The sequence below is a fragment of the Amycolatopsis sp. NPDC059021 genome, assembly GCF_042739895.1.
GTDB lineage: Bacteria > Actinomycetota > Actinomycetes > Mycobacteriales > Pseudonocardiaceae > Amycolatopsis.
Genome location: NZ_JBHYIQ010000043.1, coordinates 17390 through 30237 on the forward strand (window position 1 = coordinate 17390; position 12848 = coordinate 30237).

The following is a 12848-nucleotide window of genomic DNA, read 5'->3' on the forward strand; positions in this document are numbered from 1 at the left end:
CGCGGGCGCGGCCGCGTCAGCCCTCCGCCCGGCGAGCTCGCCGGACGGGGCGCTGTGCGGCGGCGTGCCTGCCGCCCGCCACCGGCGCGGAGTAGCCGGTCCGTTCCTCGACCATGTCGTGCAGCTCCTGTTCCCGTTCGCTCATCCCGGCGCGCACCTCGGCGCCGAACGAACCGACGGCGCCGGCCAGCTCACGCACGGCGTCGCCCAGGTTCGATGCTAACCCCGCCGGGGTGGCCTGGCGAGCCGTTTCGGTGGCCTTGCGGGAGAGCGCGACGCCGGCGACGACGCCGAGCCCGAGCCAGAAGAGGCGCCTCATTTGCGTCCCCTCCGCCGGGCGGGGCGCGCGGCCTTCTCTTCCTTCTTCTTCCGGCGCGCCTTGATGGCCTTGGTGATGCCGTAGGACAGCGCCGCGGTCTTCACCAGCGGGCTGCCGAGCGTCGCGGTGAACACCGAGGACAGCGCCGAGACGTTGCCGCTGACGGCCTGCGCGTTCGCGGTGATGCCGTCGACCCGCTCGAGCTGGGTGTTGACGTGCGTGATCGTCTCGTTCGCCCCGAGCAGCAGCGGGTCGGTGTTCTCGTGAGCCTTGCGGATCGCGATGGTGGCTTCGTCCAGCGTGCGGCCGAGCTTGTACAGCGGGCGCACGAGCAGCACTACCAGCACTACGAAAGCCCCTGCGGCGATGAGCGCGGCGAGCTGCCCCAGCGTCACGGGCCCTCCTCGGGGGTTGCACGGTCTGTGGTGCCCGTGAGGTTACCGCCTGGACGACACCCCGTTGCCCGCGCCCCGCCCCATGGTCACGCAGCGCAGCCGGGCTGTCCCATCAGTCGCGGACCACCGCCCGGTAGAGGGCGGCCATGTCCTCGGCGCCGTGCCCGGCGGCGAGGGTGATCTCCAGGTGTGCCAGTGTCGCCCGCGCGCCGCCGAGGTCGACGGCGTCGCCGCCCGCCTCGAGCACCAGCCGCGCGTCCTTCGCCGCGAGGCTCGCCGGGAACGACGCCGGGTATTCCCCCGCCAGCATCGCGCCGCCCTTCACATGCGCGTAGCCGACGTCGAGGCCGCCGCCCTTGATCGTCTCCAGGAACAACGTCGGGTCGACGCCCAGCGCGCGGGCGAGGCCGAGGCTTTCCGCGGTCGCGTTGGTCAGCGCGAGCACCCACGCGTTCGCGACGAGCTTCAGCTTGGTGCCGGAGCCGACCGGCCCGACCCAGATCGTGCGTGAGCCGATGGTGTCGAACACCGGCGCGGCGCGTTCGGCGAGCGCCTCCGGCCCGGAGGCCAGCACGACGAGCTGGCCCTTCTCGGCGGGCTGCTTGGTGCCGAGTACCGGCGCGTCGACGAACGCCGCCCCGCACTTCTCGGCCGCCTCGGCGAGCCGGGTGGTCCAGTCGACGCCGACCGTGCTGGTCTGCAGCCACAACGTGCCGGGCGCGACCGCGGCCGCTTCGAACGCTTCGGCCACCGCGGGACCGTCGGCGAGCATGGTGACGAGGGTGCCGGCGCCTTCGGCCGCCTCGGCCGGATCGTCGACGACCCGCGCGCCGAGCTCCGCCAGCGGCTCGGCCTTGGCGCGGGTGCGGTTCCACACGCGGACGTCGTGTCCGGCGCGGACGAGGTTGGCGGCCATCGCGTGGCCCATGATCCCGGTGCCGAGGAAGCCGATCGTCGTCATGTACTCCATGGTGCCGAACGTGATGACTCCGCGCAGCCGATCGGGCACAGTTCGGTGGACCACGCGGCGAAGCGTCCCCGTCCGCCGGGGAAAGCGACCCTTCCGGTTCTTGTGCCGTTCACCTTGCTCGGCAAGGGTTCCCGGCATGCCTGAACTGTCCCGCCGCCGCGTCCTCGGCGTCACCGGAGCGGCCGTCGCCGGCTCGCTGCTGCCCCCGTCCGTCCACGCGGCCATGGCCGAGCCGATGCGCCGTGGCGGCCTCGACGCCGTCGAGCACGTCGTGATCCTGATGCAGGAGAACCGGTCGTTCGACCACTACTACGGCACGCTGCGCGGCATCCGCGGCTTCGGCGACACCCATCCGCTGGAGCTGCCCGGCGGCCGCCCGGTGTTCGAGCAGCCGAACCCGGCCGGTGGCACGGTACTGCCGTTCTCGCTGCGCAAGGAGGCCGAGCGCGAGGGGCGGGGCGCCTCGGACATCCAGTACCTCGGCGACCTCGACCACAGCTGGGCGGGCACCGGCAAGGCGTGGGCACGCGGCTGGAACAACGGCTGGATCGCCGCCAAGAGCCCGGCGACGATGACCTACTACGACCGCGCCGACATCGCGCTGCAGTACGAACTGGCCGACACGTTCACCCTGTGCGACGCCTACCACTGTTCGATCTTCGGCTCGACCAATCCGAACCGGAACTTCCTGTGGACGGGCACGGTCGGGTTCGAACCGGGCAGCACCAGCCGCGCGGTGACGAACGCCGCCTATTCCTACGACCACGCCGGCTACGACTGGACGACATATCCGGAGCGGCTGGAGGCCGCGGGCGTGTCGTGGCGGATCTACCAGGAATGGGACAACTTCACCGACAATCCGGTCGAGTACTTCAAGCCGTTCAAGAAGATCGGCGCGAAGATCCTCGCGTCCGTGTCGCAGAAGTTCCGCACCACCGAGGAGTTCTACGACACGCTCCCCAAGAAGTCCGAGGCGGAACGCAAGCAGCTGCGGGCCGAGTTCGACGCCGGGGTCGCCAAACTGAGCCCGGCCGAGCGGAGCCTGTTCGAAAAGGCGATGTACCGCAGCGAGCCGAAGACGCTGGTGTCCCGGGTGCGCGCGGACATCAAGGCCCGCAGGCTGCCGCGGGTGAGCTGGCTGGTGCCCTCGGCCGCCGACTCCGAGCACCCCGGCGCGTCCACTCCGGCCGGTTCCGCGAACCTCATCTACGACCTGCTCGACGCGCTCGCCGCCGACCACGACACCTGGTCGAAGACCGTGCTGCTGGTCAACTTCGACGAGAACGACGGCTATTTCGACCACGTGCCGCCGCCGGTCCCGCCCGGCACCGCGGCGAACGACGCCGACCACTTCAACGGCCAGCCGCTCGGCTTCGGGCCGCGGGTGCCGATGACGGTCGTGTCCCCGTGGACGATCGGCGGCTTCGTCGATTCCACCGTGTACGACCACACATCGGTGCTGCGGCTGCTGGAGCGCTGGACCGGCGTCGCCGAGCCGAACATCAGCGCGTGGCGGCGGACCGTCGCCGGCGACCTGACCGGCGCGTTCGACTTCGGCCGTGCCGGACGGCCGCCGCGGCTCGCGCACCCGGGCCCGGTGCCCGCGCCGATCGCCCGCTGGCACCCGAACGCCCCGGCGAAGCAGGAACCGCCCGCCGTCGAGCCCGGCACCCGCCCGGCCCGCGCGCTCCCTTACCAGGCAACGGTTTCCGGCACCCTCGACGCGTCGGGGAAGCTCGCGCTGCGGCTGGCCAACAGCGGCCGGGAGTCGGCGCACTTCGCGATCTACCCGTACGCGGGCGAGTTCCCCGAGCCCGCGCACCGCGACGTGCGCGGGACCGCGACGGAAACGCTGTCGTGGACCGGCGACGCCTACCGCGTCGTCGTGCAGGGCCCGAACCGCGGCTGGTGGGAGCTGCGGGGCAGCCGGACCGGGCTCGCGTCCGGAGTGGACGTTCAGACCCGGCTGCGGACGTGGCGGTCCGGTGTCGAGTTCACGCTGGCGAACTCGGGCGCGTCGGCCGTCACCTTGCGGCTGACGTCGTCGAAGGGCGGCCCGACGCGGGTGGTGCGGGTCCCGGCCGGGCGGAAGGTGACCGTGGACTGGCCGAGCGCGCACGGCTGGTACGACCTCCGCGTGACCGCCGACGGCGACCCGGCCTTCCTGCGCACGCTGACCGGCCGGGTCGAGGACGGCCGCCCCGGCGTCACCCCGGTGAGCTGAAGGGGACGTTCCTCTCACGAGACGTGCTGAAGGGGACTTTCAGCGCATCGCATGCGACGAAAGTCCCCTTCAGCTCGCTCGGGCGGTGACGACGGGGCGTTCGGTGGGGCCGCTGTTGACGTTGGCGCGGCGGTGCCACCGCAGGCCCCCGTCGGCGGTGAACTCGGCGGTCACCGTGTCGTGGAACGGCGATTCGACGAAGTACCAGTCGAGCGTCAGCTCGCGCGGGGTGGTCCACCGGGCGGCGGCGAGCACACGCATCGACTCCGACTGGTAGGAGTGGTGCAGCCGCCACCCGGTGACCCCGGTCTGCGATTCGACCCAAGTGGACAGTCCACATCGGACGTCATGGGCACCGCGGTCGTCTTCCAGGGTGACAACCAGCTCGTCGCCCTCGCGACGGAACGAGATCGCGTCGAGGCCGTCTTCGTTGGTAGCACAGCGAAATCGCTTGCCGTCGACATCGACGGCCGGGGTCACCGAGGCGACGACGGGCGCGTCATGGGTAGTAGCCAGCTCGGCGGCCAGCCGCTCATCGGCGGCGGACGACGGCGTCCCGGTGAACGCGGGCAGCAGTTCGTCGTGCAGCAGAGCGGAAAGCAGCCGGTGGCGGCCGTGCCGGATGCTGCCGGTGGTGACCACGACGGCGTCGTGGGCGGGCAGCACGAACACGTCCTGGCCGAACATCCCGGACGCGCGGAAGGCGCCGTCGGTGTCCAGCCAGACCTGATAGCCGTAGCCTTCCGGACGTTCTTCGGCGTCTTCGGCGGCCTGCGGCACGAACTCCGTCCCGTTCCACATGCCCGCGTGGGCGTTCTCGACGTGCCACGCGGCGGCCGCGCGCACCCAGCCCTCGGGCAGGATCCGCTTTCCTTCCCACACACCGTCGTTCAGGTGCAGGACGCCCCATTTGAGAAAGTCGATACTGCGCACGCTCAGCCCGTTACCCCCGGAGCAGATCCCTTCCGGGTCGGTGTCCCAGCTGTGCCCGGAAAAACCCAGCGGCTCGAACAGCCTCGGCGTCAGGTAGTCGAAAACGGTCTCCCCGCTCACGCGCTGCACGATCGCCGAAAGCATGTGCGAGGTCGCACTGGAGTAGGTGAACGTCTTGCCGGGCGGGAATTCCACTTCGGCACGCAGGAACTCCTCGACCCAGCTCGTCTTCAGCAGCCGCCACGTCTTGCCCGACAGCCCGACGCGGTGGCCGGTGCGCATGGTGAGCAGGTCCTCGACGGTGATCGCGCGCAGGTTGTCCGAAGCGTCCGCGGGCACCTTCTCCGGGAAGAACGACACCAGCGTGTCGTCGAGCCGGACGAGCTTTCCGGCCAGCGCGAACCCGACCGCGGTGCCGACGAACGACTTCGTCGCCGAGTGCGTCATATGCGGCCGCTCGGCCGCGTACGGCCACCAGTACTGGTCGAGCACCAGCTTGCCGCCGCGATGGATCAGCAGGCTGTCGAGGGAGACGTCGTCCGCGGCCAGCCGGCGGACGAACCGCCGGACGGCGTCGGCGTCGACTCCGGCCTCGGACGGCGTGGCGACGGTGAACGGGTGGTCGGCGGAATTCACGCACGCTCCTGTACTCGGGGTTTGACGGAGCCCTTGCCCTCGGCGAGCCGTTCGGCCAGCCGGGAAAGGGCGATGTTGACGAGGATGTAGATCACGCCGACACCGACGTAGGCCTGGATGAAGTTGCCGCTGAACTCGCTGAGCACCTTGCCGTTGTTGAGCAGTTCGGCGAGTCCGACGACGTAGCCGAGGCTGGATTCCTTGATCACCCGCACCATCTGGCTCACCAGGGCCGGCGTCAGCGCCCGCGCGGCCTGCGGGAGCACGATGAACGCCATCACCTCCCAGTGGCGCAGGCCGATCGCCTTGCCCGCCTCGCTCTGCCCCCGCCCGATCGCGAGGATCCCGGCACGCACGATCTCGGCGAAGATCGCCCCGGCGTGCGCGACGATCGCGCACACGAGCTGCCAGAACAGCGGGATCCGCACGCCGAGCAGCGGCAGCCCGAACATGAAGAAGAACAGGATCAGCAGCAGCGGCATCGCGCGGAAGAACTCGATCACGGTGGCCGACGGGATACCGAGCCACCGGGTCCGGCTGAGCCTGCCGAGGGCGAGGAAAACGCCGAGCACCACCGAAAACGCCGTCGACACCAGGCCGACCAGGAGCGTCATCCACAGGCCCTGAAGGAGGAAACGCAGGATCGCGCCGTCGGCGAGCATCGCCCAGCGGTCCGGGTCGAGCTGACCGGAAATGCCCAGCTGGACCAGCAGCGCCACCACGATCGCGGTCAGCACCAGCCCGCAGAGCACCGAAACGATGCGCAGCCGCGCTTTCGCCCGGGGTCCCAGCGCGTCGAAGAGGACATCTTCGTTCATGCGATCGCCTCGCTCCGCGAGACAGTGTTCAATCCTTTTTGGCGCATGACATCCATGATTCGCTCGCAAGCTTCGCTCATGACAGCACCCGCGCTTTCCGCTCGATCAGCCGGACGGCGAGGCTGACGACGAGATTGATGGCCAGATACCCGCACGCGGCGACCGCGAACGCCAGGACCGGCTGCGCGGTGTCCAGATTGAACGATCGGGTCTCCAGCGTCAGCTCCGCGACGCCGACCGCGGCACCGAGCGCCGAGCCGAGCGCGGTGTTGATCAGGATCGTGCCGAGCGGTTGCACCATCGCCCGGAACGCCTGCGGCAGCAGCACATCCGTGACGACCCTGCCGAACGGCAGGCCGATCGCCCGCGCGGCTTCGACCTGCCCGCGATCCACCGCGCGGATGCCGGAGCGGACCGTTTCGCAGACGTAGGCGCCGAAGTAGATTCCGAGCCCCAGCACCAGGCACCAGAACAACGGGATGAGCAGGCCCGCGTCGGGCAGGCCGAAGATGATCAGGACGACGACGAGCAGCAACGGCGAATTGCGCACGACATCGACGTAGAGGCGGCCCAGTATCCGCAGCGGCCGCACCGGGCTGATCCGGCAGATCGCCATGACGGAGCCGAGGACGAGCGCCAGCGGGAACGCGCACACCGTCAGCAGCAGCGTGGCGTAGAAGCCGTCGAGGATTTCGCCGCCGTGGTCGAAAAGCACTGACATCTCTCAACTCCTTTCAGGAACCGGGGACGGACCCGAGCTTGGGCGGTTCGGGCGCGGCGGTGCCGGCGAGGACGCCGACGGTCTGCTCCCACAGCATCCGCCAGGTCCCGTCCGCCATGATCTTTTCCAGGAACCCGACGACGATCTTCTTGAACTCCGGATCGTCCTTCGGCGTCCCGATACCGAACGGGCTGCTGCCGAACGTCACCGGCGTCATCCGCAGGCGCCCGTCGACGGCGGCCTTGCCGAGCAGGATCGCCGTGTTCGCCGACCACGCGTGCACCCGGCCCTGCCGGACGGCGGCCGAACACTGGCTGCTTTCCTCGAACACCACGGGTTTCGCCGCGGGACAGCCCGCGCGCAACGCCTCCTCTGCCGCGCCCGGCTGCACGGCGACCTCCTGCCCGGCCAGGTCGTTCAGCGCATTGACGACATGCCCGTTCGCGGCGACCAGCACCCCGGAACGCGCGATGTAGTACGGGCCGGAGAAATTCACCAGCCGCGCACGGCTCTTCTTGATCGTGTACGTGCTCACCGCGACGTCGACGGAATGGTTCTGCAGAATGGCTTCGCGGGTGTCCGCGCCGCCGGTGATCGTGTCCACCTCGGGCCTGCCGAGCAGATATTTCGCCAGCAGCTGGGCGATCCCGGCGTCGAAGCCGGTGATCCTGCCGGTGCGCGGGTTCATCAGCCCGAAGCCCGCCATGGTCACCGAACCGGACTGCAGCAGCACACCGCGGTCGCGGATCCGGCGCAGCGTGGGCGTTTCCGGCAGGCCGGTGCCGACCGGGCCGTGCTCGACGGCGCCGGTCTGGTCGATCGTGGCGTAGGCGCTGTTGCCGGTGGTGCGGGCGGCTGCGCGGCCCCCGCACGCGGCCAGCAGCGGCACCGCCCCCGCGGTCAGCAGCGCGGCGCGGACGACGTCGCGCCGGGCGAGTCTTCCTTCGGTCATCGCGTTCTCTCTGTTCTTCGCGACTCAGTGGCTGAGCACGCGGGCGAGGAATTCCTGGGCGCGGGCGGTCTTCGGATCGGCGAAGAACGTCGCCGGGTCGCCCGCTTCGGCGATCCCGCCGTCGGCCATGAACACGACGCGGTCGGCGGCCTTGCGGGCGAAGCCCATTTCGTGGGTCACCACGATCATGGTCATCCCCTCGGCGGCGAGGGTGGTCATCACGTCGAGGACCTCGTGGATCATCTCCGGGTCGAGCGCGCTGGTCGGTTCGTCGAACAGCAGCACCTGCGGTTCCATCGCCAGCGCGCGGGCGATCGCGACGCGCTGTTGCTGGCCGCCGGAAAGCTGCGCGGGGAACTTGTCGCCGTGGTCGCCCACACCGACCCTGGCCAGCAGCTTGTCGGCCCGCTCGCGCGCGTCGTCCCGGCTGAGCCCGCGGACCCGGATCGGGCCGAGCATGACGTTCTCGCGGACCGTCTTGTGCGCGAAGAGGTTGAAGGACTGGAAGACCATGCCGACGTCGGCCCGCAGCCGCGCGAGCTCCTTCCCTTCCTGGGGAAGCGCTTTCCCGTCGATCTCGATGACGCCTTCGTCGGCGGTTTCGAGGCGGTTGATGCAGCGGCACAGCGTCGATTTCCCGGAACCGGACGGGCCGATGACCACCACGACCTCGCCCCGGCGCACGTCGAGGTCGATGTCGGTGAGCACCCGTGCCGCGCCGAACGATTTCCGGACGCCCCGGAGCTTCACCAAGGGCCGATCGGTGTCCATGAGGTCTCCTCGTCGAGCTCACGTGTAGTGTCTACTACATCCAGGGTCAAGCGTGAGCAGTGTGTAGTAAGCACTACGACGAAGTCAAGGGTGTCATGGTTACTACTTCGTACAGCGACCACTCCGACGGCGACAACTTCGACGGCTACGTCCGCGCCCGGCTGGACGACCTCAAGCCCGCCGAACGGCAGGTCGCGCAGTTCATGCTGGCGCACCCGAACGACGTGCTGTTCTCGTCGGCAGGCGATCTCGGCAGCGCCGCGGGGACCAGCGACGCGACCGTCGTCCGCACCGCCAAGGCACTCGGCTACTCCGGCCTGCCCGAGCTGAAACGGCATCTCGGCCAGACACTGACGACGCGCACCGAGCCCACCACCCGGCTCAGCACGACGATGGAGAAGATCGGCTCGTCCGGGTCGAACCAGATCGACCGCGTCGTCTCCGACGGCGTCGAAATGCTGACGGAACTCCATCGGCAGCTCGATCCCGCCGACGTCGAGGCCGCCGCGGACGCGCTCCTCGGCGCCCGCCTGGTCTTCACCTGGGGCCTCGGCGTTTCCTCGGTGTGCGCCGAATACGCCGCTTTCCGCCTCGCCCGCCGGGGCCTGGTGACCCGCCACTGCCCCGACACCGGCTTCCGGCTCGCCGACGCGCTGCTCCCGCTGACCGCCGAGGACGCGGTGCTGGTCTACGTCCCGGCGCGGCACAACCGCGACGTCGAGATGATCATCTCCCACGCCGAGCGCACCGGCGCCGGCGTCGTGCTGGTGACGAGCAAGCTGTCCACCGGCCTCGCCTCCCGGGTGCGGGTCGTGCTCCCGGCACCGGACTCGCCGACGAAGTTCACCGGCGAAACGCTCACCGCGTCGGTCGTCACCGACATGCTGACCCACACGATCGCGGCGAGGACGTCGGACACCGCCAAGACCACCACGGAGCTGCTCACCCTGCTGCGCGGCGAACTCGGCGAGCGTCCCCACTGACAGGCCCGCGATGTACGCATCGTTCTAGGTAGTTCTCCCGATGCCGGGAGGCCACGGCGCGGCGACGCTGGGAGGCCCTGTGATCATCGAGGAGAAAACACGATGAACCGCCTCCGCCGCAGTGTCGCGGCATTCGGCCTCGCCGCCGCCCTGGCCGCCGTCTCGATCGCCCACGCCCCCGCTTCGTCGGCCGCGGCCGGCTTCCCCAACCACCGGAACCCGATCGTGCTCGTCCACGGATTCACCGAAGACGGCTCCATGTGGGGTGCCCTGAAACAGGCACTGGCCCAGGACGGCTACACCGGTGACCAGATCACCGCGATCACCTATGACACGTTCACCCAGTCGAACGTGACCACCGCCGAAGCGCTCGGCAAGACCGTGCGGGACGTGCTGAACAAGACCGGCGCGGCCAAGGCCGACATCGTCTCGCATTCGATGGGCGGCCTGAACAGCCGTTACTGCGTCAAGTTCGCGGGCTGCGCCGGGGTGACCGATCACTGGATCTCCTTGTCCGGCGCGAACAAGGGCACCACCATGGCGAACCTGTGCACCGTCTTCGTGACCTGCCGCGAGATGGTGCCCGGCTCCGCGGTGCTGACGAAGCTCAACGCCGCCCCGGCGCTCCCGGCGGGCACGAAGTGGTCCACCCTGTGGACGCGGAACGACCGCATCATCGTGCCGCCGACCAACACCCCGCTCGACGGTGCGGACAACATCGAGGTCACCACGCCCGGAGTCACGCACACGAACATCTTCCGCGATCCCGGTGTCCTCGACAGCGTGCGGAAACTGCTCGCCGCGTGACGCGGCGGTGAGCGGGAAGCGCCCCTCGCCTCCCGCTCACCGCCGCCCGGCGACCCAGGCGGCGATCTGCGCGCGATTGCGGAAGCCGAGCTTGGTCAGGATGTGCTGCACGTGGGCGTCCACGGTCCGCGGCGAGACGACCAGCTCCGCCGCTATGTCCCTATTGGACAGTCCTTTCGCGACGAACCCGGCGATCTCCCGCTCCCGCTTGGTCAGCTCGTCCTCGGCGACGGCGGCGGATGGACAGGCGGCGTCGCCCAGCGCGAACCGCATCGCCCGGCCGGCGTCCATAGCGCGGCCCTCGGCGAACGCCGCCGCGAACCGGTCCGCACCGAGCGCCTTGCGGGTGGACTTCGCGTGCCGTCGGTGCGGCAGCGCGACGGCGACCTCCGCGGTGGCGCCGACGCTTTCCCACGCCGTCGCCGCGATGCCGAACAGTGTCGCGGCCCGCTCGTACTCGCCCCGCGCGTCCGCCACCCAGGCCAGGGACTCCAGCCGGTAGGCCTCGCCGAGCCGGTTGTGCATCAGCGCGGCGATGGACAACCCGTCCCGTGCGGCCGAGTCGGCGACCTCGATGTCGCCGTACCCCACCTCGACGGCCGTGATCCCGAACAACGCCATGGCCCGGTAGTAGGACTCGCCGCGTTCCTCGCTCAGTTCCATCATCCGCCGCAACGAGCGCCGCCCCGCCTCGAGATCGCCGAGATAGGCGATCGAAGTGCCGTGGATGAACAACGGATGCAGTTCCCGGCGGATCTCGCCGTGGGCGCGGAACACGTCGATCGCGGCGGCGGCCAGTTCGGGCGTCACCGGCTCGATCCGCATCAACGCGAGCAAGCTGGCGACGTAGGTGCGGTGCGCCCGCGTCACCTCGTCCCCGCCCAGTGCCTCCGCCTCGGCGAGCAGCGCGTCCGCCGCGGCCATGTCGGAATGCCACAGCGCGTGCAGCGCGCAGACCGCCAGCCCGTGTGCCCGCCCCGGATGGTCGTCCCCGGCCGCGGCCAGCGCGCGTTCCAGCCAGGTCCGCGCCTCGACGCTCGATCCTCGCAGCGACCAGTACTCGTCGAGCCGTCCGGCGATGCGCAGCGCCGCCCCCGCCTCGCCCGGGGTGGCCAGCGACCAGTCCAGCGCCGCACGGAGGTTCCCGTGCTCGCGGCGCAGCCGGTCGATCCAGGCGAGTTGCCGGGAGCTCACCCATTCCGCGTCGGCCGCGGCGGTGAGCCGGTCGATCCAGTCGCGGTGCAGCCGCGCCACGCGGGTCCGCTCGCCGGAGCGCTCCAGCTGTTCCTGCCCGTATTCGCGCAGGGTCTCCAGCATGCGGTAGCGGACGACGTCGGCCTGATCTCCCTCGCGAATCAGCACCGACTTGTCCACCAGCCCGTCGATCGCGTCCAGTACCTCGGCCGCGGGGACATCGGAGCCGCCACAGACCTCCTCCGCCGCGTCGAGGTCGAAGGATCCGGCGAACACCGACGCCCGCGCCCACACCGCCTGTTCGGCGGGCGAGCACAGCTCGTGGCTCCAGCCGACGGCCGCCCGCAGTGTCTGCTGCCGCTCCGGCGCCGTGCGCGGTGCCGTCGTCAGCAACGGCAGCCGGCGGGTCAGCCGCTCGGCGAGCTGCTTCGGCGACAACGACCGGATGCGGGTCGCCGCCAGTTCGATCGCCAGCGGCAGCCCGTCCAGCCTGCGGCACACGCGCACGACGTCGGCGCAGTTCGCGTCGGTGATCCGGAAGGTGGGGAGGACGGCCGTCGCGCGCTCGGTGAACAGGCGGATCCCGTCGTACTGGGCGAGGGCGGCGGGTGTCCAGGCGACGTCGTCCGCGGGCACCGGCAACGGGGCCACCCGCACGAGGTTTTCCCCGGCGACGCCGAGCGATTGCCTGCTGGTCGCCAGCAACGCCACCCGCGGGCATTCGGCGAGCACCGCCGCCACGAACTCCGCGCACGCTTCGACCACGTGCTCGCAGTTGTCGAGTACCAGCACGGCTTCGCGATCGCGGAGATGGTCGAGCACCACCCGCCGGGCGGGCTGGCCGGAGCGGTCCTGCAGCCCCAGCCGGTCCGCCACGAGCGTCGGCAGCAGTGCGCCGTCCCGCAGCTCGGCCAGCCCCACGAACACGGTTTCGCCGGCACGGTCGCGAACGGCACCGGCCACCGCGACGGCCAGCCGCGTCTTGCCGACGCCGCCAGGACCGACGAGGGTCAGCACCCGGCCGGGCCCGAGCCGCGACCGGACCTCGGCCGTCTCCCGGCGCCTGCCGATCAGGCCGGTCACCACCCCAGGCAGCCCCATCGCCACGTCCCACGCCCGTTCTCG

Annotated in this window: 12 protein-coding genes; 3 read left to right on the forward strand and 9 right to left on the reverse strand. The window is 70.6% G+C overall.

The annotated features are described in order from the left end of the window. Nucleotides 1-16 precede the first annotated feature (16 nt). The 3 genes from ACFWX1_RS24500 to ACFWX1_RS24510 form a co-directional block, all read right to left on the reverse strand. On the reverse strand, nucleotides 17-319 hold the full coding sequence (locus tag ACFWX1_RS24500) for a hypothetical protein (RefSeq protein ID WP_378390962.1): 303 nt from the start codon (nucleotides 317-319) through the stop codon (nucleotides 17-19). Next, on the reverse strand, nucleotides 316-714 hold the full coding sequence (locus ACFWX1_RS24505; protein WP_378390964.1) for a DUF948 domain-containing protein: 399 nt from the start codon (nucleotides 712-714) through the stop codon (nucleotides 316-318). Before ACFWX1_RS24505 ends, ACFWX1_RS24500 begins: the two co-directional genes overlap by 4 nt. Before the next feature lie 112 nt (nucleotides 715-826). Further along, nucleotides 827-1675, reverse strand: a complete 849-nt coding sequence (locus ACFWX1_RS24510) for an NAD(P)-dependent oxidoreductase (RefSeq protein WP_378391067.1) — start codon at nucleotides 1673-1675, stop codon at nucleotides 827-829. A gap of 145 nt (nucleotides 1676-1820) precedes the next feature. Between ACFWX1_RS24510 and ACFWX1_RS24515 the strand changes: the two genes are divergently transcribed. Then, entirely contained in the window at nucleotides 1821-3908 is a 2088-nt protein-coding gene (locus ACFWX1_RS24515; protein WP_378390965.1) for a phosphocholine-specific phospholipase C, read from the forward strand. 69 nt (nucleotides 3909-3977) lie between these two features. Here ACFWX1_RS24515 and ACFWX1_RS24520 read toward each other — a convergent pair whose 3' ends face one another. The 5 genes from ACFWX1_RS24520 to ACFWX1_RS24540 form a co-directional block, all read right to left on the reverse strand. Beyond that, nucleotides 3978-5477, reverse strand: coding sequence for a serine hydrolase domain-containing protein (locus ACFWX1_RS24520; RefSeq protein ID WP_378390967.1), 1500 nt, complete (start codon nucleotides 5475-5477; stop codon nucleotides 3978-3980). Continuing rightward, complete coding sequence (locus ACFWX1_RS24525; RefSeq protein WP_378390969.1) at nucleotides 5474-6295, reverse strand: amino acid ABC transporter permease; 822 nt, start codon at nucleotides 6293-6295, stop codon at nucleotides 5474-5476. Before ACFWX1_RS24525 ends, ACFWX1_RS24520 begins: the two co-directional genes overlap by 4 nt. Before the next feature lie 76 nt (nucleotides 6296-6371). Continuing rightward, nucleotides 6372-7016: an amino acid ABC transporter permease gene (locus tag ACFWX1_RS24530; RefSeq protein WP_378390971.1), complete on the reverse strand. Its 645-nt coding sequence runs from the start codon at nucleotides 7014-7016 to the stop codon at nucleotides 6372-6374. A gap of 13 nt (nucleotides 7017-7029) precedes the next feature. Then, complete coding sequence (locus ACFWX1_RS24535) at nucleotides 7030-7968, reverse strand: transporter substrate-binding domain-containing protein (RefSeq protein ID WP_378390973.1); 939 nt, start codon at nucleotides 7966-7968, stop codon at nucleotides 7030-7032. A 24-nt stretch (nucleotides 7969-7992) separates the two neighbouring features. Then, nucleotides 7993-8739: an amino acid ABC transporter ATP-binding protein gene (locus tag ACFWX1_RS24540; RefSeq protein WP_378390975.1), complete on the reverse strand. Its 747-nt coding sequence runs from the start codon at nucleotides 8737-8739 to the stop codon at nucleotides 7993-7995. Between the two features lie 95 nt (nucleotides 8740-8834). On the opposite strand from ACFWX1_RS24540, the gene ACFWX1_RS24545 reads away from it, so the two are divergent. Beyond that, complete coding sequence (locus ACFWX1_RS24545; protein WP_378390977.1) at nucleotides 8835-9722, forward strand: MurR/RpiR family transcriptional regulator; 888 nt, start codon at nucleotides 8835-8837, stop codon at nucleotides 9720-9722. A gap of 102 nt (nucleotides 9723-9824) precedes the next feature. Then, a complete protein-coding gene (locus ACFWX1_RS24550) occupies nucleotides 9825-10529 on the forward strand; it encodes an esterase/lipase family protein (RefSeq protein ID WP_378390979.1) in 705 nt (234 codons plus the stop codon). Nucleotides 10530-10565: 36 nt separating this feature from the next. Here ACFWX1_RS24550 and ACFWX1_RS24555 read toward each other — a convergent pair whose 3' ends face one another. After that, on the reverse strand, nucleotides 10566-12824 hold the full coding sequence (locus tag ACFWX1_RS24555) for a LuxR C-terminal-related transcriptional regulator (RefSeq protein ID WP_378390981.1): 2259 nt from the start codon (nucleotides 12822-12824) through the stop codon (nucleotides 10566-10568). Between the last annotated feature and the right edge of the window lie 24 nt (nucleotides 12825-12848).